The organism is Lysobacter sp. 2RAF19, from assembly GCF_052115395.1.
GTDB lineage: Bacteria > Pseudomonadota > Gammaproteobacteria > Xanthomonadales > Xanthomonadaceae > Noviluteimonas.
On sequence record NZ_JBFRGO010000003.1, the window covers coordinates 382981 to 403269 of the forward strand.

A 20289-nucleotide genomic window follows, 5' to 3' on the forward strand; every position below is an offset into this window, starting at 1 on the left:
AGAAACCCGCCTTGCGGCGGGTTTCCGGGTCTTGCTGGAAAACCGAAGAATTACTTCTTCGCTTCTTCCTTGGCTTCGGTCTTGGCTTCGGTCGCGGCGGCTTCGGCCGAACCGGCGACGTCCTTGGCCGTTTCGGCGGTCGCGGCGGCGGCGTTGCTGGCGGCGGTCGCGGCGGCGTCGGTGGCGTTGGTCACGGCGGCGCCGGTTTCGGCGGCGGCTTCACCGGTGGCGGCGGCAGCGGCGTCGACGCCTTCAGCGGCGGCGGTACCGGCGGCGTCGGCAGCCTGGGCGGCCTGGTCGCCGGCAGCGGCGGTGGCGTCGGCGGCCTGGGCGGCTTCGGCCTGGGCGGTCGGGGTGTCGTTCTTGCAGGCGGCGAGAGCGAGGACGCCGGCGGCGAGGAGGACAACGAGCTTCGTGTTCATGGAATCTCTCCTGAGGAGTTGTCTGAAGGATGCTAACGGGTCAGGCAACGCCAGTGCGCGCGGCAGTCCGGTCGCGTTTCGGCCGGCTTCATTCGTTCACTGACTACGACTGCGTGTTCGGTAAAGAAAAGGCCGCCGGCGAACCGGCGGCCTTCGCATTGTAACCACAATTCAGCCCCGTGAAGGCCTGCGTGAATGGGGTCTACGACGTGTCGCCCGATTACTTCTTGGCCGGGGTCTTGGCGTCGTTGTTGGTCTTCGCATCGGCAGCGGCCGCGGCTTCTTCAGCCGAGTCCTGCGCCTGCGCAGCGGCGTCGGCCGAATTCTCGGCGGCGTCGGCGGCGTCGTCGGCGCCCGTGGCCGTCGGGTTGGCGGCAGCAGCGTCGGCCTGGGTGGCAGCGGCGTCGGCGGCGGCGGCGGCGGTGTCGGCAGCGGCCTGCGCGGAGTCGGCAGCCGTGGCGTCGCCCGTGGCGGCGGCGTTGTCGGCAGCCTGCTGGGCTTCACCGGAAGCCTTCTGGGCTTCGGCGGCGGAGTCGGCAGCCTGCTGGGAGTTCGTGCACGCGGCCAGGGCAAGGCCCATAGCCATGGCAAGCAAAGCCTTATTGATGGACATGTCGTTCTTCCTCGTCGTTAGGATGGCAACGCGCTTCTGCGCGCCAATATCAATCTCAACCGGCGGTTGTCGCGTGTCAAGTGTCTTGGCCGGAACCTTTCAGCTTCGTCGTTACGCTCTTCACGCAAGCTCGATGGCGATGGCGGTCGCTTCGCCGCCACCGATGCACAACGCCGCCACGCCACGCTTGCCGCCGCGCGCTTTCAACGCGTGCAACAGCGTGACGATCAGGCGGGCGCCACTTGCACCGATCGGATGACCGAGCGCAACCGCGCCGCCGTTGACGTTCAATTTTTCGTGCGGGATGCCGAGCTCGCGCATCGGCGCCATCGCCACGCACGCGAACGCTTCGTTGACTTCGAACAGGTCCACCTCCTCGGCCTTCCAGCCCGCTTTCCCAAGCACGTTCGCGATCGCAGTCACCGGCGCGGTGGTGAACCACTCCGGCGCTTGCGAATGCGTAGCGTGCGCGACGATGCGTGCGAGCGGCGTGAGGCCCCGTTTAACGGCTTCTTCAGACGACATCAGCACCGTTGCGGCGGCGCCGTCGTTGATCGAAGAGGAGCTCGCGGCGGTGATCGTGCCGTCTTTCTTGAACGCAGGTTTAAGCGTGGGGATTTTCGTGATGTCGCACTTGCCGGGCTGTTCGTCGGTGTCGATCGTGACATCGCCCTTGCGACCGGCGACGACGACGGGGACGATTTCATTCTTGAACGCGCCCGACTGCACGGCGCCCTGCGCGCGACGCACGCTCTCGGCCGCGTACGCATCCTGCTCTTCGCGCGTGAAGTTGTATTTGCCGACGCAGGTTTCGCCGAACACGCCCATCGCCTGGCCGTCGTAGGGATTGACCAGGCCGTCGGTCTGCATGTGGTCGAGCATCGTGACCGCACCGAACTTGGTGCCCGTGCGCGAACCATTGAGCAGGTGCGGCGCGTTGGTCATCGACTCCATGCCGCCGGCGACGACGACGTTCGCCGAACCGGCCTTGATCAGGTCGTGGGCGAGCATCACCGCCTTCATGCCCGAGCCGCAGACCTTGTTGATGGTCATCGCGCCGGCGGAGGTGGGGATCTTCGCGCCGATGGCGGCCTGGCGGGCCGGCGCCTGGCCGAGGCCGGCGGGGAGCACGCAGCCCATGATGACGTCGTCGACCTGGTCGGGCGCCACGCCCGCATGGTCGAGCGCGCCCGCGATGGCGGCGGTGCCGAGGGTCGTGGTGGGAACACCGGCGAACTGGCCCAGAAGGGCGCCGATGGCGGTGCGCTTGGCACCGACGATGACGATGTCGGACATGAGTCGGTCTCGTGGAGGTCAGGCCGGCAAGATGGAGCCGGCACGATCCCGATTCTAGGTCCGTTTGTTGCGGTGCGGCAAACCTCATGGATTTGCCGCGCAAATCAGGGGCTTACGACTTCCCGTCGAACAGCTCGCGTCCGATCAGCATCCGGCGGATCTCGTTGGTGCCCGCGCCGATCGCATACAGCTTGGCGTCGCGCAGGATCCGCCCCGTCGCGTATTCGTTGATGTAGCCGTTGCCGCCGAGGGCCTGGATGGCCTCCAGGGCGACCTGCACCGCGGCGTCGGTGGCGTGCAACAGGCACGCGGCCGAATCGATGCGCGACTTGTGCCCCGCGTCGAAATCCCGCCCGACCTGGTAGGCTAACGCGCGCGAAGACTGCAGCGCCGTGTACATGTCCGCGATCTTCGCCTGCATGATCCCGAACGTACCGATCGGTGCATCGAACTGCTTGCGCTCGCGCACGTAGGGCAGGGCGATGTCCATTGCGGCCTGCATCAAACCGATCGGACCACCGGTGAGCACCAAGCGCTCGGTATTCAACCCCGACATCAAGACCTTGACGCCCTTGTGCACTTCGCCGAGGACGTTTTCCTTCGGGATCTCGCAGTTCTGGAACACCAACTCGCAGGTGTTCGAACCACGCATGCCCAACTTGTCGAGCTTCTGCGCCGTGCTGAACCCCTTCATGCCCTTTTCGACGAGGAAGGCGGTCATGCACGCGCTGCCCGAATCCTTGCCGGCGGTGCGCATGTAGACGATCAACACATCGGCTTCGGGGCCGTTGGTGATCCACATCTTGTTGCCGTTGGCGACCCACACGTCGCCGCGCAGCTCGGCCCGGCACTGCATCGAACCGACGACGTCGGAACCGGCGCCCGGCTCGCTCATCGCCAGCGCGCCCTTGAATTCGCCGCTGCACAGCTTGGGCAGGTACTTCTCGCGCTGCGCCTGCGTGCCGTTGGCGTAGAGGTTGCTCACGCACAGGTTGGAATGCGCGCCGTAGGACAGGCCGATCGAACCCGATGCGCGCGAGATCTCTTCCATCGCGACCAGGTGCGCGAGGAAGCCCATGTCGCTGCCGCCGAGTTCGCCCGGCACCGTCAGGCCGAGCAGGCCCATCTGGCCGAGCTTGGGCCACAGGTCCTGCGGGAAGACATTCTCTTCGTCGATCTTCGCCGCGCGCGGCGCGATTTCGGCGTCCGCGAAACGGCGGACCGTCTCGCGCAGTGCATCGATGTCTTCACCCAGCGAAAAAACGCGCATCACGACTCCGGATTGCCTGTTTCGGAAAAGCAGAACGGGGCCGAAGCCCCGTTCTGGAATCTACAACTTAGTGACCGCGGATTCGACCCTGGAAGCGCGGCTGCGCACGGCCCAGCGGCAGCTTGAGCTTGCCGATCGCGCTGATGCGCTCTTCGGCGAGGCGGTCGGCGGCCTTGTAGGTCGGGATGCCGTCGCGGTCGCTGATTTCATAGATGCGCGCGAGGTTGTGATAGATCGTGCGCATCATGCGCATCGCGCGTTCGCGGTTGTAACCGTCGATCTCGAGCGACACGTTCATCACGCCGCCGGCGTTGACCGCGTAGTCGGGCGCGTAAACGATGCCGCGCTTTTCGACTTCGTCGCCGATCTGCGTGTTGGCCAGCTGGTTGTTGGCCGCACCGCAGATGACCTTGGCCTTCAGGCGAGGCAGGGTCTGCTCGTTCACGGTGGCGCCCAGCGCGCACGGCGAGTAGACATCGGCCGGCACGTCGTAGATCTCGTCCAGGCCCACGGCTTCGGCGCCGTATTCGCTGACGGCCTTGTCGACCAGCGCCTTGTTGATGTCGGTGACGAAGATCTTCGCGCCGCGCTCCTTGAGCAGCTTCACGAACTCCATGCCCACGTGGCCGAGGCCCTGCACGGCGTAGGAATACTTGCCGACTTCCTCGTCGCCGTACTTCTTGTTGAGCGTGGCCATCAGGCCCTGCAGCGTGCCGTAGGCGGTGAACGGCGAGGGGTCGCCCGAACCACCGTGCACCTGGTGCACGCCGGTGACGTACTCGGTCTCGCGGTAGACGTATTCCATGTCGTTGACGTCGATGCCGACGTCTTCGGCCGTGATGTAACGGCCGCCGAGGGATTCGACGAACTGGCCGAAGGCGCGGAACAGCGCTTCGGACTTGTCCTTCGCCGGGTCGCCGATGATGACGGCCTTGCCGCCGCCGATGTTCAGGCCCGCCACCGCGTTCTTGTACGTCATGCCGCGCGAAAGGCGCAGGACGTCGTTGAGCGCGTCGGCCTCGGTCTTGTACGGCCACATGCGCGTGCCGCCCAGCGCGGGGCCGAGCACGGTGTTGTGGATCGCGATGATGGCCTTCAGGCCCGCATCCTTGTTGTGGCAGAACACGACCTGTTCGTGGCCGTAGGTATCGAGCGTTTCGAAAATCATCGGGAGCTCCGGTCGGGCGCGCCTTCGATGCGCGGCATGCGCATCCCGGGAGCGTCGACAAGTCGAGGTAAGTCGTTGAGTACGTTGGCCGCTGCGGTCGTCGGGCGCGTGATGGCGCCCTCCGCAGGCGGCGCAGTCTACTCCAATCGCCCGGATCGGGCGTGTGTGGGGCCCGGACGTACGACGCCGTACGGGCCGCCGCCGAGCTAGCGCGACAGCGCGGCCTTCAAGGCCGCCAAGCGCGCCGTGATCTCATCGGCATCGATCACCCCGTAGCCGAACACCACCGCCGGCGCCGCCAGGGGCGCCATCGCGTACTCGGCGATCGACTGCGCGCCCGGCGCGTGTTCGCGCATCAACTGGAAGAAGCGGTGCGCGTTGTCCGGATCCCGCAACCGCGCCGCCGTATGCATGCCCGCTTCCGACGGAATCGGATCGAGCCACTTGTCCAGCGACTCCAGCCCCGCGAACAAGGCCGCACGCCGCTCCGCATAAATCCCGCGCATCTTCCGCACGTGCCGCGCCATGTGCCCGTCGCGAATGAACTGCGCCAGCACCGTCTGCGTGATCGCGTCGCTGTGCGAATCGACGCACGTCTTTACCTGCGCCAACGGCCCACGCGCCCACGGCGGCGCGACGATGAAGCCCTTGCGCAAGGCCGGGAACAGACTCTTCGAAAACGTGCCGACATAGAACACGATCCCGTCGCGATCCAGCGTCTGCAACGCATCCAACGGACGGCCACCGAAGCGGAACTCCCCGTCGTAGTCGTCCTCGATGATCACCGCGTTGCGCGAGCGCGCGTAATCGAGCAAGGCCATCCGCCGCCGCAAGGACAGCGCGGCGCCTGTCGGCGATTGATGCGAGGGCGTAACCATCACGATGTCGACGTCGTTCTCGCCCAGGCATTCGACGCACAGCCCTTCGTCGTCGACGCGCATCGGCACCAGTTCCGCGCCGACCGCCGCGAACGCAGCGCGTAACGATGGATAACCCGGATTTTCGACGGCCACGCGCGTCTTCCCCGGCGTGACCAACAAGCGCGCCAACAGATCGAAGGCTTGCTGCGCGCCCGAAGTGACGATCACATCGTCGGCCGTGCACGCCACTGCACGCGCGAACGCCACGTGTTGCGCGATCGCCGAACGCAAGGGCAGCAAGCCTTCCGACGGCGCATAACGAAACGGTTGCTTCGAAAACACCTGCAACGCCTGCGCGGTCAACCTCCGCCACAACGCGTGCGGGAAATACCGATGGTCGCCCACGCCCAGGCGGAAACTGCACTCCGGCAACTCGCGCACCGGCAGCGACGGCATGAAGGGCGTCCGCCAGAACGGCGCGAGCCGCGCATCCTCCACCGGCAAGGGCGCATCGGGTTTGCGCATCGCCCGCCCGCGCACGTCGGCGACGATCGCCTTCGCGCCCGGCCGCGGCAACACGTAACCCTCGGCGACCAGCAAGTCGTACGCACCGACCACCGTGTTCCGCGCGATGCCCAGCTCGGTCGCCAGGGTGCGCGTGGAGGGCAGGGCAGCGCCTGCGGCCAGGCGCCCGTCGAGGATCGCCGCCCGCAGCTGCTGATGCAGCGAACCGGCCAGATGACCCGCTGACCCCGTCAAATCGGGGGCGAAGGGTAAAACTGGTTCCATGGAATCTCCCGGAACTGGCCTGAACGGTGGGCCAGATTAGCGCGACCCTGTGCTCCGTAGGCACCCCCATCGGAGGACCCGATGCTCGACCTGTATTACGCCAAGTCGCCGAACGGCATGAAGCTGCCGCTCTTCATGGAAGAACTCGCCGAACTTGGCGGACCGCTGCCCGCACACCGCTGGCACCTGGTGCGCCTCTCGCGCGGCGAGCAACACCAGCCCGCCTTCCTCGCCATCTCCCCCAACAACAAGATCCCCGCGATCGTCGACCACGCCCCCGCCGACGGCGGCGCACCGCTCCCGATCTTCGAATCGGCGGTGATCCTGGAATATCTCGCCGACAAGACCGGCCAACTGCTCGCACGCGACCCGCGCACGCGCATCGAAACCAAGCAGTGGTTGGTGTGGCAAGTCGCCGGCCTGGGCCCGATGGCCGGCCAGTCCGGTTGGTTCCGCACGCACGCGCAGCATCGCGATGCATATGCGATGGAGCGCTACACGAAGGAAACCCATCGCCTGTACGGCGTGCTCGACCGCCGCCTCGAAGAGCGCGAATTCATCGTCGACGCGTACTCCATCGCCGACATCGCCTGCTATCCCTGGATCGTTTCGCACTCCGGCCACGGCCAGAACCTCGACGACTTCCCGAACCTCAAACGCTGGTTCGAAGCCATCGGCGCACGCCCCGCGACCCAACGCGCCTTCGCCGATTACGTCGATGTCTACGCCCATCCCAAGTTCGCGCTCGACGACGAGGCCCTCGCATGAGCACCGCCTGGATCTGCAACACCTGCGCCACGCAGTACGCACCGAGCGACGCGCCGCCGACACATTGCCCCGTGTGCGAAGACGACCGCCAGTACGTCGACTGGGAAGGCCAGCAATGGACCACCCACGAGACCCTGCAACGCGAACGCACCCTGCGCATCGCCGACGACGCCGGCCTGCTCGGCATCGACATGCCCGGTTACGCCATCCCGCAACGCGTGCTGCACCTGCGCACCGACGGCGGCAACATCCTGTGGGAATCGCTGGGCATGGTCACCGATGAAGCCGTGCGCGCATTGCAGGCCGCCGGCGGCGTGGACTGCATCGTCATCTCGCACCCGCACTTCTATTCGTCGATGATCGAATGGAGCGAAGCGCTTGGCGGCGTTGGCATCCTGTTGCACGCGAACGACCGCGAATGGGTGCGCCGCCCGTCGAAGGCGATTCAATTCTGGAAAGGCGACACGCTCGCGCTTTCCGACGACGTCACGCTGATCAATGTCGGCGCGCATTTTCCCGGCAGCACTGCGCTGCATTGGAAACGCGGGCCGCGCGGCGAAACCCTGTTCCCCGGCGATTCGCCGCATGTCACGCAGGATCGCAAGCAAGTCAGCTTCATGCACAGCGTGCCGAACTTCACGCCGATGAAGCCGTCGGCCGTGCATCGCATGCGTTCGTTGCTCGAGCCGTTCGATTACCAGGACGTCTATGGCTTCTCGCGTGGCCGCAACATTCTCGGCAACGGGCGCGACGTCGTCGAAGCGTCGTTCGATCGGTTCTTCCATGTGGTGGCGGCATGAACGCGTTCCTGCACGATGCGTTGCGTGGTGCGCTGCCTTCGCGTGCGGTGGCGACGGCGGATCTGCCGTGGGTGCCTGCGCAGGAAGATGGGAAGTGGTCGAAGCCGCTGCATTTCCTAGGGGATCGCGGCTTCGTCGAACTGTTGCGGATGTCGCCTGGAACCGTCATGCCGCTGCATCGGCATACCGGCGAAGTGCACGTGCATCAGCTCACTGGGCATCGTCAGTTGTGCAGCGGAGAGATCCTCGGGCCCGGCGACTATGTGCACGAGCCGGCGGGGAATGTCGACTGGTGGAAGGTGGTCGGCGACGAGGACATGGTGGCGTTTGTCGTCGTCACCGGCGAAGTGGAATTCATCGGGCCGGGTGGGGAAGTGCGGTCGGTTGCGAATGCCTGTACGCAACGTGCTGAGTACGTTCGGTATTGCCAGGAGCAGGGGATTCGGACACGCGACCTGGACTCGCTGGAGGTGCGCGGGTAAAGCCCGCGCTCGAAACCGATCAGCGCGCCGCTGGGGCATCACCTTGCGGGTCGCTTCGATCAGTGGGCTTTCGCCCGAGCCGTCATCGGGGGCTGCAAAGCGAGCTTTGCAGGTAGCCGATCGTTGGCGGGACGGCAAAAGCGCAGCTGGGGCTCTGCGCGCTGGGTTGGGTTACGCTCGTCGCACAGGGGGTGGACATGAACCGTCGATCGTTCTTGTTGGGGCTCGCGGCGATGTCCGTTGTACTGCCGTCTGTGGCGCTCGCCGAGGTGCGACGGTGTTGTCCGCTGTGTGGTGGGGCGCTGCTCGGTCTCTCGGTGGACGCCTACCGAAGCATCCCCGATCTTGAAGATCGAAACCGCGATGTCTCGGACATGGGCGCCTCGCACGTGTGCACGCAGTGTTTCGTGGTGTATTTCGAAGAGGCCGAGGAGTGGTCGCAGACGGCGAACGAGGCCGCGCGCTTTTTGGTCCCGCTGGCCGAACCCATCTTGAATTTCCCGTTGCCGCGGGCGCGCGACATTCGGTCCAAGCTTGTGTACTCGCAGAAGTTCCGGGGATCGAACGCCGAGAAGGGGCAGTCCGACAGCGTTGGCGTGTGGGTCAAGGACAGTGAGGCGTACTTCGCGGACATACGGCATTACGCGGCCAGGCATTCCATCGGTTGGCAGATGGCGCTGGAGTACTACACCGCCCCCTCCCAGCCGAAGCAGACCTGGATCCAGGCGACGGTGCACCACTTCCACAGCAGCCGATTCGAGAAGGGATGCCCGGCGGCGTAGGACCCCATTCCTCAGGTACGCTCTCCCCACGCACCCTGGGGAGGGGACCATGCGCACCATCGCACTCGCTTTGTCGCTGACGATGCTCACCGCCTGCGCCACGCCACCCGACGCACCCGACACCGGCACGGCCGCCGCCGTCCACGACGACAAGCTCGACATCGCCGAACAGGTCTTTCGCTCGCTCCTGGGCAAGACCGACGCCACGGACATGGCGAACCGCAAACCCGCCGTCCTCTGCTTCGCCCGCGACCGCTCACCGAACGACGCCTTCATGGCCCGCTTCCACGACCTCGCGCCCCGCGTCCACCGCTGCGCCGACGGCAAAACCGGCAAGGCCGCGCGGGAGATGCCCGAATTCCAACTGCGCAAGACCAACGAACCCGCCGTCCAGTTCTCCGTAGGCGACATCGACTTCGTGTCACCCACCCACGCCAAGGCGAAGGCCGCTTACTACGAAGCAGGCCTGAGCGCCGGCGGCTGGACCTTCGAACTCGATAAGACGGCATCGGGCTGGGTGGTCACGAAGCGGGAGATGGACTGGGTGTCCTGAGGCGACAGCGACACCCCGGACCCTCTCCCCAACCCCTCTCCCGGTGGGAGAGGGACTCCGCTTCGAAAACGATCGGCTACCTGCAAAGCTGCGCTTTGCAGCCCCCAGTGACGGCTCGGGCGAAAAGCCCCCGATCGAAGCGACCCGCAAGGTGATGCCCCAGCGTGGGGAGTTTCAAATTTTTTTCCCAAAAAAATTTGGAACTCCCCACGTTCGGGCGGCGCGTTAACGCCCTTCGAGCGGGCTGTCCCGACGAACCCACCCCAAGAGGGCCTTTAACGCCCGCGGAGCTACAATGCGGAATTCGCCAAAACCGTACTGAGCGCCGCCCATGAGCACCCCCGCCACCGAAGTCGCCGCGTCCCCCCAGACCGAGACCAGCCCCCTGCGCTTCGTGACCGCAGCGAGCCTCTTCGACGGCCACGACGCCGCGATCAACATCATGCGCCGCCTCATCCAGGGCCAGGGCGCCGAAGTCATCCACCTCGGCCACAACCGCTCCGTCGAAGACGTCGTCCGCGCAGCGCTCCAGGAAGACGCCGACGCCATCGCCCTGAGCTCCTACCAAGGTGGCCACGTCGAATACTTCAAATACATGGTCGACATGCTCCGCGAACGCGGCGCGTCCCACATCCGCGTGTTCGGCGGCGGCGGCGGCACCATCACCCCCGAAGAAATCAAAGAGCTCCAGGACTACGGCGTCGAACGCATCTACCACCCCAACGACGGCATGCACATGGGCCTGGTGGCGATGATCGAAGACGTCGTCCGCCGCGCGACCTCCGCGCGCCAGCCCGTCGAAACCCCGCACCAGGTCGACCTCACCAACGAAATCGCCATCGGCGCGATGCTGAGCTCGATCGAAGAAAGCGCCCTGGACGAAACCGAACTCGCCCACCTGCGCAAGCAATGGCAACTGGCCGGCGGCAAGACCCCCGTCATCGGCATCACCGGCACCGGCGGCGCCGGCAAATCCTCAGTGACCGACGAACTGCTCAACCGCTTTCTCGCATCGTTCCCCGAGATGCGCATCGCCGTGATCTCGGTGGACCCCACGCGCCGCCGCACCGGTGGCGCGCTGCTCGGCGACCGCATCCGCATGAACTCGCTGCGCAGCAAGCGCGTCTTCATGCGCTCGATGGCCACCCGCCGCCAGCACATGGCGACGAACATCGTGCTGAAGGACTGCATCGCCTTCCTCAAGTCCCTCGGCTACGACATGGTGATCGTCGAAACCGCGGGCATCGGCCAGAGCGATTCGGAAATCGTCGACCTCGTCGACTTCCCCATGTACGTGATGACCAGCGACTTCGGCGCACCGAGCCAGCTGGAAAAGATCGACATGCTCGACTACGCCGAACTGGTCGTGCTCAACAAGTTCGACAAGCGCGGCGCCGAAGACGCCCTGCGCGACGTTCGCAAGCAGTGGAAGCGCAACCGCGTCGCCTTCCAGACCAAGGACGAAGACGTCCCCGTCTACCCGACCATCGCCAGCCAGTTCAACGACCCCGGCATCAGCTGGATGTTCGCCAACCTCACGCGCCTGCTGCGCGAGAAGCTCGGCCTGCCGGCGGAGAAGTGGACGCCGACCATCGACACCACGCTGAAGGAACCGCGCGCTACCGTGCTGATCCCCGGCGCCCGCGTGCGATACCTGGCTGAAATCGCCGAACAGGGCAGGGGCATCAACGCCCGCATCGAATCGCAGAGCGAAATTGCCGACCGCGCGCAGGCGTACTGGCAATCGCTGCAGGCGCTCGAAGACAAAGCGCTTCCGAAAGCCCTCGACCTCTTTGCGACCGACGCCCTTCTCCCTCTCCCTCCGGGAGAGGGCCGGGGTGAGGGCGACGCCGGGATCGACCGCTCCATGCTCACGCTTCGCCAGCGCTATCAAGACGCCATCCAGGCCCTCGACAGCGACGCGCTGAAACTCCTGCGCACCTGGCCCGCGCGCCTGAAGTCGATCACCGACGAATTCAACGAATACAAGGTCCGCGACAAGACCATCCGCGTCGACAACTACCGCGAATCGCTTTCGCACCAGAAGATCCCGAAGATCGCCGCGCCCACCTACAAGAGCTGGGGCGAGCTGCTCACCTTCCTGCAGAAAGAAAACCTGCCGGGCGACTACCCCTACACCGGCGGCGTGTACCCGTACCGCCGCACCGGCGAAGACCCGATCCGCATGTTCGCCGGCGAAGGCACGCCCGAACGCACCAATCGCCGGTTCCATTATTTGAGCGTCGGCCAGCCCGCCGCGCGCCTGTCCACCGCCTTCGACTCGGTCACGCTGTACGGCGAAGACCCCGCCGTGCGCCCGGACATCTACGGCAAGATCGGCAACTCCGGCGTCAACATCGCCACGCTCGACGACATGAAGAAGCTGTACTCCGGCTTCGACCTGTGCGCACCGAGCACCAGCGTCTCGATGACGATCAACGGCCCCGCGCCGATCATCCTCGCGATGTTCATGAACACCGCGATCGACCAGCAAGTGGAGAAGTACCTGCGCGAAGAACAGACGCGCTGGGACGAAGCCCACGACCGCATCGAGAAAATGTTCGTCGGGCGCAAGCGCCCCGAATACAGCGGCATGCTCCCCGAGACGAACGATGGTTTGGGCCTCGGCCTGCTGGGCGTCACCGGCGACCAGGTGATCGACGCCGACACCTACGCGCGCATCAAGGAACACACCCTCAAGACCGTGCGCGGCACCGTGCAGGCCGACATCCTGAAAGAGGATCAGGCGCAGAACACCTGCATCTTCAGCACCGAGTTCGCCCTGCGCATGATGGGCGACATCCAGCAGTACTTCGTCGACAAGCAAGTCCGCAACTTCTACTCGGTGTCGATCTCCGGTTACCACATCGCCGAAGCCGGCGCGAACCCGATCTCCCAGCTCGCCTTCACCCTGAGCAACGGCTTCACCATCGTCGAGTACTACCTGGCGCGTGGCATGAAGATCGACGACTTCGCGCCCAACCTGTCGTTCTTCTTCAGCAACGGCATGGACCCCGAATACACCGTGATCGGCCGCGTCGCCCGCCGCATCTGGGCGCGTGCGATGCGCGAACGCTACGGCGCCGGCCCGCGCAGCCAGATGATGAAGTACCACATCCAAACGAGCGGCCGCTCACTGCACGCGCAAGAAATCCAGTTCAACGACATCCGCACTACGCTGCAGGCGCTGTACGCACTGTTCGACAACTGCAACAGCCTGCACACGAATGCCTACGACGAAGCGATCACCACGCCCACCGAAGAAAGCGTGCGCCGCGCCGTGGCGATCCAGATGATCATCAACAAGGAACTGGGCCTCAACTTCAACGAGAACCCCTGGCAGGGCAGCTTCATCGTCGACAAGCTGACCGACATCGTCGAAGAAGCCGTGTACAAGGAATTCGAAGCGATCAGCGAACGCGGCGGCGTCCTGGGTGCGATGGACACCATGTACCAGCGCGGCAAGATCCAGGAAGAGAGCCTGTACTACGAGCACAAGAAGCACGATGGCTCGCTGCCGTTGATCGGCGTGAATACCTTCCTGCCGAAGGACCATGGCGGGGACATCGTGACGGAGATCGAGTTGATCCGGTCGACGGAGGGGGAGAAGGGGCAGCAGATTGAGAATGTTGCCAACTATCAGACCCTGCGGAATGGGGAGACGGGGTTGGCGTTCTTGCAGAAGAGTGCTCGCGACCGCCAGAACGTCTTTGCTTCGTTGATGGAAGCCGTCAAGACGCATAGCCTGGGGCAGATCAGCCACGCGTTGTATGACGTGGGTGGCGAGTACCGCCGCAATATGTAATGCGCTCTGCTCCCTCCCCTGCGAATGCAGGGGAGGGCTGGGGAGGGGTGCACTAGTCGGGGGACGGAATGCCGAACACACGCGTGGCCTTGTTGGCCTTGTCGCTGACTATGGTCGGCTGCACGCAGTCGAGTGCGCCCAAGCCCGAGCAAGACCCCAGCGCCTATCTCACGATGGAAGACCTCTCGCCCTCTCTCAAAGTCGCCGTGCCAAGCACGTGGGCGCCAGGCAAGACATGGCGATTCGTCGAGCGCGACAATCAAGGCAAGGTCGTACGCACGAGCCTCCTGCGCATCACCGACAAGCGCGCGCACTCCTGCATGGCAGGCGAATGGCGACGACTGGAAGTGATCGAGGGCGATGCCAAATTCCCAGCGCCTGCGTGGGGCGCGGTGGGACGCAGGCCGACCGTCATGCTCTCGCCTGAAGCGTGCGATGACTACTACGCTTACATCGGCGAGTTTGTTGGTGACGCCTTCGACGGGCGGGCCAAGTGGCTGGGCCTGAGGCGCGTGGACCAGTTCGGAGCGGTTCGTGGTCAGCCCGCACCCACCCGTTGACTATTGGTCACATCCCTCGTGACCTATACGCTGCTGTTGTACCGTTCGCTCCGACAGGAGTCCCGGCCGATCCGCGGTCGGAATGCACTAGTGGCCTAACCATATCCGCAAGTGCATACGGACGAAGGGGAATGAATTGAACAAGCACTCAGGCGGACAACCCTCTGCCGGGCCAACATTGCACAAGCGCCTATCCGGAGTTTTAGGAGAACTGCGCAGTCGCGTTCATTGGGAACCTGCTCGAGCCCTTCTTAAGGCCGCCGGCTTTCACGCTTCGCTCGGCTGGGAGCAAACGACAACTAATCTCCTCGACAAGCTTTCGGAGGCTGATGAATCAAAGGTGGAGACGTTGGAGGCGGCGCTTTTAGAGGTCACACGCGTCTACAACAAGGATGTCCGGTTCTACAAGTTCACGCCCAAAGCACTTTCGGCGATCAAGGCAGCGATACAGTCTCAGCAATCGGGAACGCTTGCCCGAGGATTGGAATTGATTGCCGCAGCGAACGCGACCGCCAGGACTGACTCGCCGCAGCCATTTTACGCAATGGAAAGTGTTGCTGGTGACTTCCTCAGTTTGGCAAGCATCCGCGAATTTGAAGTCAGGCAGCACGTCAACCCCGAGTATCTCGGCGAGGAGCGGCTCCAGAACTACGGCGACGTTTCTGATCTGATCGTGATTACTCGAGAGCGTAGGCTCGCGATCGACGGCGTTCGTATATTGGACAATGAACTACTCGAAATCTCGGTCGACTCCGTTCCTGGCAGCTCACCGGAATCGATCGAAACCGCCCACATGCTCGCGCAACGGCAAATCACCGACCTTGCAGGTGTCACCGTATCTGTGCATCCACTCAACCTTTTCAACGGGGTGAGCAGCCTCTACAAAGATAAAAATGAGGGCGTGGTTGCGGAGTTGGCGTTTGCGACGCACACGGCCTCGTTAAAGCACGAGAAGATGCGGAAGGCCGGACTGTGTCTGCGCAAAGAGCTATATCACCTGGGAGGATCGGCTGCGGTAGGCGGTGCGATCAGCCCCTACCGCGTAGCAATTCGTTGGCCTCCGAAGGCCCTGAAGTCTGCAAACCTCGCGAATGTCGAACTTGGGCTCAATGGAACCGCAAGGCTGCTGCACTCAAAAACGCCGTTTATCGGAAGCGCGGAGATTCTCGGGTGTCTTCGTGATACAGAGTTCGCAGAAGTCAGGTCCCGGCTCCTGAAACACATCTAAACGCCCCGGTGGAAAAGCTTACGCGCGAACAGAGTATCGAGCGCCTTCGAGTCGACTCGGAGTACGACCCGCGCTTGCGGGCCGCATTCCTAGTCGCGACTCAATTGGCAAATGCGCGGTCCAATGAATTTGAGATGATCACATTTGCGGACATCGCATCGCTTGCGAAGGTGTCCCAAACGGATCCTGGTCTTATCAGTTTGGTCGCGGCGCTTGTCGGATCCTATGGTGTGCTTGACCAGCATTTTCTTTTTATCGAAGGTGACTACGAAAGCGAAGTCGACGATGCGACGGCGAGAGATGCGCTCCGATCAAAGGCCATCTGTGATCCCAGAACCGGTGAGCTTGTAGCGCCGGCTGAGGATTTCTTAGCTCCTTACTTCACTCCAACTTCAGAATTTCGGGATAGCGATGAAAACGCTATCTGACGTTCGCGCTGTCGCGCACAACCCTCGTGAACGCATCGGTCTTGAGTTGCTTATTGCTCGCGCTGAGCAATGCTCTGATTTCAGGTACGAGAGGTTCGTGGAGCTCGTCGAAGATGCTCTGGAGCTAGCGTATTCAGACGCCAGCGCCTCTGTTGCACTGATCAAGGACTTCACAGAGGACCAAATTACCGATCGAGTTCTATGTGGAGTACGAGGTACCGGCTTCGCAGCTTCGCACGATGGCTACGTTAACGGCCATTGCGATATCAACATCGCTTTTTGCGGATTTGCGTGGCTTGGCGAGGCCAAAATTTTGGGTGATAACGGAATTCTGTACGGTGGGTTTGAACAACTGACGACGCGTTATTGGAAGCCTGCTTCGAATGACGAATGCGGCGGTCTCCTTGTCTACTGCAAGAAGGACAACGCCGTAACCCGTGTTTCGGATTGGCTCGATTTCTTGACTGCGAAAGATGGAAATCGAGACCCGGCGCCTTGTCGGGCGCTGGAGGGGCGAACGAAGCACCGGGAGACTGGGACAGGTTTGGAGATACGAGTCCTGCACAAGTTTCTTCCGCTGTATCACGCTCCGAAGGCATAGCGATCTACGTTTAGTCAGCCTTGTTCCCGCGGATTGCGGCTGATCGAAGTCTGTAGCCAATGGTCGTATCGACAATTCGATCTGAAAGTTGCTCTACCGTGTCGCGTTTAGAGACCGGTAGATCGAGATGCCTGGCTAGATTGACGAGGTCAGTCTTAGTTGGCGCAGCTCGTCGCAGCAGGGCTGCCCCTTGCCCCAATTCGTGCGCACCGCGGAGCTCAGCGACAAGTGAAGTGTAGTCAGGCTTGGAAGGGCGCTTTTCTTTCGAGATTCGATCCGGAGTCCCTGCGCTGCTCAAAAAATCGGACAGCTCAGCGTCGCTCATCTCCGCAACCCGGTTAGCAAGTTGCATCAGTAGTAGGGCGAGATGCTCTGATCGCGTGCGTTTTTTTTCCACGGCTCAGACTCCAAGTTTGGAACGAAATTGCTTTACAAAGGCCTCAAGCTCCGCCACGACATTATCGTGAGTCTTGTTGCCGTACAAATTCAGAACGACCGGAACGCCATCCCTTGGGGACTCGGCGAAGATGGTCTTATTCTCCCTCAGCGCCTGATCGAATACGGGAATGCCTAAATTTTTAGTTTGAGCGATGAACGGCCTCTCGCTAGAGATTGGCTGGTTCGCGTAGAACCCAACCATCGTAAATACGACGCCTAGAATTTCTGGATTCACCTTCGGCGTGACAACGCCCAGGTCAAGGTCGGCGTAATCGTTGTAGTCAGAGACCAATTCGTTGAGATTGCGACGCAAGTAGTCGATACCGAGCGTTGACAGGTAGTCAGGCTTCGCGGGAATGAGGATGTGATTGCTTGCCAGAATTGCATTCTTGGTTGTGATGTTGAAGTTTGGCGGACAGTCCATCAGCACAACGTCATAACCCTTAAGCTCTGCAAGGCCATCAATAAGGCGACGGTGGACCTTCAGGAAATTTGCCTTCGACTGCTTGAGGTTCGCTCCTCCCAGCTCTGTGGCGAGTTCTAGGTCAACGTTAATCAATCCGAGATGAGAGGAAATCAGGTGAATTACCCCGCGACCTGACAACTTCTTGTTGACCTTGTTCGGCGACACAATGAGATCGGTAAGCTTCATCGGAGCGCCGGTGCCGAATGAGTCGAACCACGCTTTGATAGTTTTCGAATCAGCCAGCTCCTTGTTCCAAGCCTCTGGGGAGAGGAATGAGAACGTCAAGCTGGTTTGGGGATCGAGATCAATCAGGAGTACTCGCAATCCGTCCCAAGCCAACTGGGCTGCCAAGTTTGCAGTGGTGGTTGTTTTTCCGACTCCGCCCTTGTAGTTGATGACTGAAACAATCTTCACGGCCCCTCCCGAGTGATTGGTGTGAGTGATGCAACTTCTAGTCGATGCGCGAAATGTAGATCGCTACTGTGGACGAATCTCGTTGATCTCGGATCACTGACAGTCAATCCTCGCCTTTGAGGAGTGTAGAAGCTCCACACAGAGATGCGCCACTCCTTAGGCGCATTGACGCTGCAATGTGCTGCGTCGGGAGGGTGGCTAATGCAAGACCCGAAAGGGAAATACGCCCACCGTCTCTGTGCGGCTTCTAACCTCCCGACACCCTTGCCGGCGCAACGCCAGGCAAGCGCCCACCCACATGGAGGTCACCATGCGCAGAAAGTCCCCGCGCACCCGCGCCAAACGCGAGATGCCCAACGTCATCATTCCGCCCGCAGCGCAACTGTGCCTGATCCAGATGCGCGACCACCTGCGCCTGCTGGCGTCCCTCTCCGAGCACGGCACCGTCGCCAGCGATCGCGCCTACAGCCTGCGCCCCGACGCGATGGCGTGGTGCTTCACGTCCCTGGCGCGCGACCTCGACGCGGTCATCGTTGCGGGGAGACCGCAGCTGAACTGAAAGCCCATTGGATCGGGTGCCTCCTCGGGGGCCTGGAGGCAACCCGATCGATGCAGCGGCAACCACGACCGCCCGTCGGCACTGCCCCGAAGTGCAGGTCCGGTTTGCCCCAAGAAACAATGTTCGACGCGCACGGCGCATGCGAAGACTTCCCCACCCAAACCAAAGCGGAGTCTTCCCGTGTCGCAAAACCTCGTTTCGATCACCATCACCCCCGAGCAGGCGGCCACCGTCATGCAGGCGCTCGCGCAGATCGAGGCCGTGCTGAAGGACCTGATCACGCTCGCGCCCCCGCAGCGCAAGAAGATGACCTTCGCCGGCCCGAAGTCCGTGGACTTCACGCGCACCACCATCCGCGCCGCGACCAACAACCCCGACGTCATGCCACCCAACCTGGACATCGCTGGCGCGCAGGCGGATGTGGCTGCGCTGGATGCGTTGCTGCCGATCTTCGAGCGGGTGCGGCAGTTGCAGCAGCGCCTGGATGACACCATTGCCGCGCTTGGTAGCGATTCGTATGCCACGGCGCGGAGTGCTTACAAGCAGTTGCAGTTGTCGGGGTTGTCGGCTGGCCTGGAGGGGCTGGTCAAGGCGCTGGGTGGGACGTTCAAGGGCGGCAACAGGAAGAAGAAGGAGTAGGCCGACGGCGTCGCGGAGGCCAATGACGCACGTTGCGACGCCGTCGATGGAGGAAATTTCCCCGTTGATGCACTTCGGAAGGGCATCGGCGGAGGAAATTTCCCCGGCAACGGACTTCAAAGGTGCGTTGTTGGGGAAAGTTCTGCCGCTGTTGCCCAGTTGGTGGGCGCGAATGGACGAGGTTTGTCCATTGGCGCCCGATGGAAGGGCGTCGGAGAGGAAATTTCCGTCCCCAATGGACGTTGCCTGGGCATCGATGTCAGTGAGGCCCTCATCGATACTTTGCGGTGACCGGGTCGTCGGAGTGGGGAGCGGATGAATGACACCGTGAAAGCAAAGCCCGCCGTGACGCAACTTGCCCTACCGTTCGACGCAAAGCGCCTTGAGCCGAATGCGGAAACGCAGAAGGCGATCGATGAGAGCTACGCGGGCCGGGTCGAAGCGTTCGACTCGGTCGCGGCGATGGTTGCCGATGCCGACGGCTGATCACTAATTCAAGGGGTCAGTAGGAACTAGGCCAATGGGCGCGCACCTTCCAATCTTTAAAACACGCCCGGTTGCCGCTTCCACTCCTGCCAGCTGACGGTGAAGTCATCAGGGAAGCGACGGAGGATCCGACGCTCGCCCGCCTTCTTCAGCTTCGCGTTGTTGACCCAGGCATTCCCGCCATAGTTCTTGACTGCTGTATAGATTCGATCCCTCAACTTCTTGTCTACTTTCGAGTCTTGCATTGCGAAGAGGAAGATTTCATCGGCCTCGGCTTTCGGGCGTTCCTGCGTCCAATACAGGTAGTCATGAATGATTGCAGCGAATGCATACGGTCCTTCGGGTCGGATTCCGGAACTCCAGACCCACTGCGGCACACTGGTCAGGTCAGTGACGAATCCGACCGGCACAACGACGCGCTTGTACTTCTGCCCGGGATTCGGACTCCACACGGACGGCATGCCCTTGAGGTAGTAGTAGTCCCAGTCTTTGAAGGGGACCAACTGTTGCGGAGGCATTAGGCTGGCGAATACCCCGCGCTTCTCCATTTCCTTGGCTGCAGCCAGTGCTATCTCAAGCTCTCTTGACGCTTCTTCGTTGATGCGCTTGATGAAGTCCCGTTTCGCTGTGTCTACAGGCACTCCATCTTGTGACAGCGTCTGCCTTGAAAACATCGTCGCTGCGACTGCAGCAGTCGACAGCAGGAACGTTCGGCGGTACTGATCCATGACATTTTCCCCGGGCGGTGTTGAGCGCTGCCCTTCGACATGGACGCCAACGCCGGCGCGAATCTGAAGCGGCCAAGCGATGGGTGACCGACCCAAGACCAAACGCGCGCACGTCGATGTCAGAAGACAGACGG

At 62.7% G+C, this 20289-nt stretch carries 21 protein-coding genes; 13 read left to right on the forward strand and 8 right to left on the reverse strand.

Annotated elements, in window-relative coordinates:
* Nucleotides 1-50: 50 nt before the first annotated feature.
* The 6 genes from AB4059_RS13300 to pdxR form a co-directional block, all read right to left on the reverse strand.
* On the reverse strand, nt 51-422 hold the full coding sequence (locus AB4059_RS13300) for a hypothetical protein (RefSeq protein ID WP_498979500.1): 372 nt from the start codon (nt 420-422) through the stop codon (nt 51-53).
* Nucleotides 423-642: 220 nt separating this feature from the next.
* Complete coding sequence (locus tag AB4059_RS13305; RefSeq protein WP_498979501.1) at nt 643-1035, reverse strand: hypothetical protein; 393 nt, start codon at nt 1033-1035, stop codon at nt 643-645.
* 120 nt (nt 1036-1155) lie between these two features.
* On the reverse strand, nt 1156-2331 hold the full coding sequence (locus AB4059_RS13310) for a thiolase family protein (protein WP_498979502.1): 1176 nt from the start codon (nt 2329-2331) through the stop codon (nt 1156-1158).
* Between the two features lie 112 nt (nt 2332-2443).
* Nucleotides 2444-3601, reverse strand: coding sequence for an isovaleryl-CoA dehydrogenase (locus AB4059_RS13315; protein WP_498979503.1), 1158 nt, complete (start codon nt 3599-3601; stop codon nt 2444-2446).
* Between the two features lie 67 nt (nt 3602-3668).
* Nucleotides 3669-4769, reverse strand: coding sequence for a Glu/Leu/Phe/Val dehydrogenase dimerization domain-containing protein (locus AB4059_RS13320; protein ID WP_498965309.1), 1101 nt, complete (start codon nt 4767-4769; stop codon nt 3669-3671).
* A gap of 206 nt (nt 4770-4975) precedes the next feature.
* Nucleotides 4976-6418: a MocR-like pyridoxine biosynthesis transcription factor PdxR gene (gene pdxR / locus AB4059_RS13325; RefSeq protein ID WP_498979505.1), complete on the reverse strand. Its 1443-nt coding sequence runs from the start codon at nt 6416-6418 to the stop codon at nt 4976-4978.
* A gap of 81 nt (nt 6419-6499) precedes the next feature.
* On the opposite strand from pdxR, the gene AB4059_RS13330 reads away from it, so the two are divergent.
* The 10 genes from AB4059_RS13330 to AB4059_RS13375 all read left to right on the forward strand — a co-directional run bounded on the left by AB4059_RS13330 (nt 6500) and on the right by AB4059_RS13375 (nt 16425).
* Nucleotides 6500-7186 (forward strand): glutathione binding-like protein, encoded by a 687-nt coding sequence (locus AB4059_RS13330; protein ID WP_498979506.1) that lies wholly within the window; start codon nt 6500-6502, stop codon nt 7184-7186.
* Nucleotides 7183-7986 (forward strand): MBL fold metallo-hydrolase, encoded by an 804-nt coding sequence (locus AB4059_RS13335; protein WP_498979508.1) that lies wholly within the window; start codon nt 7183-7185, stop codon nt 7984-7986. Before AB4059_RS13330 ends, AB4059_RS13335 begins: the two co-directional genes overlap by 4 nt.
* Complete coding sequence (locus tag AB4059_RS13340; RefSeq protein ID WP_498979510.1) at nt 7983-8468, forward strand: cupin domain-containing protein; 486 nt, start codon at nt 7983-7985, stop codon at nt 8466-8468. Before AB4059_RS13335 ends, AB4059_RS13340 begins: the two co-directional genes overlap by 4 nt.
* Nucleotides 8469-8665: 197 nt before the next feature.
* Nucleotides 8666-9250, forward strand: a complete 585-nt coding sequence (locus AB4059_RS13345) for a hypothetical protein (RefSeq protein ID WP_498979511.1) — start codon at nt 8666-8668, stop codon at nt 9248-9250.
* A gap of 49 nt (nt 9251-9299) precedes the next feature.
* Nucleotides 9300-9803, forward strand: coding sequence for a hypothetical protein (locus AB4059_RS13350; protein ID WP_498979512.1), 504 nt, complete (start codon nt 9300-9302; stop codon nt 9801-9803).
* Nucleotides 9804-10134: 331 nt separating this feature from the next.
* A complete protein-coding gene (locus AB4059_RS13355; RefSeq protein WP_498979513.1) occupies nt 10135-13608 on the forward strand; it encodes a methylmalonyl-CoA mutase family protein in 3474 nt (1157 codons plus the stop codon).
* 68 nt (nt 13609-13676) lie between these two features.
* Nucleotides 13677-14168: a hypothetical protein gene (locus tag AB4059_RS13360; protein ID WP_498979515.1), complete on the forward strand. Its 492-nt coding sequence runs from the start codon at nt 13677-13679 to the stop codon at nt 14166-14168.
* A 136-nt stretch (nt 14169-14304) separates the two neighbouring features.
* Nucleotides 14305-15396, forward strand: coding sequence for a hypothetical protein (locus AB4059_RS13365; RefSeq protein WP_498979517.1), 1092 nt, complete (start codon nt 14305-14307; stop codon nt 15394-15396).
* Nucleotides 15397-15530: 134 nt separating this feature from the next.
* On the forward strand, nt 15531-15824 hold the full coding sequence (locus AB4059_RS13370) for a hypothetical protein (protein ID WP_498979519.1): 294 nt from the start codon (nt 15531-15533) through the stop codon (nt 15822-15824).
* 97 nt (nt 15825-15921) lie between these two features.
* Complete coding sequence (locus AB4059_RS13375) at nt 15922-16425, forward strand: hypothetical protein (protein WP_498979520.1); 504 nt, start codon at nt 15922-15924, stop codon at nt 16423-16425.
* 400 nt (nt 16426-16825) lie between these two features.
* On the opposite strand, the gene AB4059_RS13380 is transcribed toward AB4059_RS13375, so the two are convergent.
* Nucleotides 16826-17743 (reverse strand): ParA family protein, encoded by a 918-nt coding sequence (locus AB4059_RS13380; protein ID WP_498979521.1) that lies wholly within the window; start codon nt 17741-17743, stop codon nt 16826-16828.
* Nucleotides 17744-18053: 310 nt separating this feature from the next.
* Here AB4059_RS13380 and AB4059_RS13385 point away from each other — a divergent pair, with 310 nt between their 5' ends.
* The 3 genes from AB4059_RS13385 (at nt 18054) to AB4059_RS13395 (ending at nt 19427) form a co-directional block, all read left to right on the forward strand.
* Complete coding sequence (locus AB4059_RS13385; protein WP_498979523.1) at nt 18054-18302, forward strand: XAC0095 family protein; 249 nt, start codon at nt 18054-18056, stop codon at nt 18300-18302.
* A gap of 180 nt (nt 18303-18482) precedes the next feature.
* Nucleotides 18483-18941, forward strand: a complete 459-nt coding sequence (locus AB4059_RS13390; protein ID WP_498979524.1) for a hypothetical protein — start codon at nt 18483-18485, stop codon at nt 18939-18941.
* Nucleotides 18942-19256: 315 nt separating this feature from the next.
* Nucleotides 19257-19427 carry a hypothetical protein gene (locus AB4059_RS13395; RefSeq protein WP_498979526.1) on the forward strand — a complete coding sequence of 57 codons (171 nt, stop codon included), beginning with the start codon at nt 19257-19259 and terminating at the stop codon, nt 19425-19427.
* Nucleotides 19428-19483: 56 nt separating this feature from the next.
* On the opposite strand, the gene AB4059_RS13400 is transcribed toward AB4059_RS13395, so the two are convergent.
* Complete coding sequence (locus tag AB4059_RS13400; protein ID WP_498979527.1) at nt 19484-20155, reverse strand: DUF1353 domain-containing protein; 672 nt, start codon at nt 20153-20155, stop codon at nt 19484-19486.
* Nucleotides 20156-20289 lie beyond the last annotated feature (134 nt).

Coding starts and splice junctions, on each gene's coding strand:
- AB4059_RS13400 (WP_498979527.1), bottom strand. CDS start 20,155: ATGGATCAGTACCGCCGAACGTTCCTGCTGTCGACTGCTGCAGTCGCA.
- AB4059_RS13350 (WP_498979512.1), top strand. CDS start 9,300: ATGCGCACCATCGCACTCGCTTTGTCGCTGACGATGCTCACCGCCTGC.
- AB4059_RS13335 (WP_498979508.1), top strand. CDS start 7,183: ATGAGCACCGCCTGGATCTGCAACACCTGCGCCACGCAGTACGCACCG.
- AB4059_RS13355 (WP_498979513.1), top strand. CDS start 10,135: ATGAGCACCCCCGCCACCGAAGTCGCCGCGTCCCCCCAGACCGAGACC.
- AB4059_RS13345 (WP_498979511.1), top strand. CDS start 8,666: ATGAACCGTCGATCGTTCTTGTTGGGGCTCGCGGCGATGTCCGTTGTA.
- AB4059_RS13315 (WP_498979503.1), bottom strand. CDS start 3,601: ATGCGCGTTTTTTCGCTGGGTGAAGACATCGATGCACTGCGCGAGACG.
- AB4059_RS13305 (WP_498979501.1), bottom strand. CDS start 1,035: ATGTCCATCAATAAGGCTTTGCTTGCCATGGCTATGGGCCTTGCCCTG.
- pdxR (WP_498979505.1), bottom strand. CDS start 6,418: ATGGAACCAGTTTTACCCTTCGCCCCCGATTTGACGGGGTCAGCGGGT.
- AB4059_RS13385 (WP_498979523.1), top strand. CDS start 18,054: ATGCGCAGAAAGTCCCCGCGCACCCGCGCCAAACGCGAGATGCCCAAC.
- AB4059_RS13370 (WP_498979519.1), top strand. CDS start 15,531: ATGATCACATTTGCGGACATCGCATCGCTTGCGAAGGTGTCCCAAACG.
- AB4059_RS13310 (WP_498979502.1), bottom strand. CDS start 2,331: ATGTCCGACATCGTCATCGTCGGTGCCAAGCGCACCGCCATCGGCGCC.
- AB4059_RS13320 (WP_498965309.1), bottom strand. CDS start 4,769: ATGATTTTCGAAACGCTCGATACCTACGGCCACGAACAGGTCGTGTTC.
- AB4059_RS13340 (WP_498979510.1), top strand. CDS start 7,983: ATGAACGCGTTCCTGCACGATGCGTTGCGTGGTGCGCTGCCTTCGCGT.
- AB4059_RS13300 (WP_498979500.1), bottom strand. CDS start 422: ATGAACACGAAGCTCGTTGTCCTCCTCGCCGCCGGCGTCCTCGCTCTC.
- AB4059_RS13395 (WP_498979526.1), top strand. CDS start 19,257: ATGAATGACACCGTGAAAGCAAAGCCCGCCGTGACGCAACTTGCCCTA.
- AB4059_RS13360 (WP_498979515.1), top strand. CDS start 13,677: ATGCCGAACACACGCGTGGCCTTGTTGGCCTTGTCGCTGACTATGGTC.
- AB4059_RS13330 (WP_498979506.1), top strand. CDS start 6,500: ATGCTCGACCTGTATTACGCCAAGTCGCCGAACGGCATGAAGCTGCCG.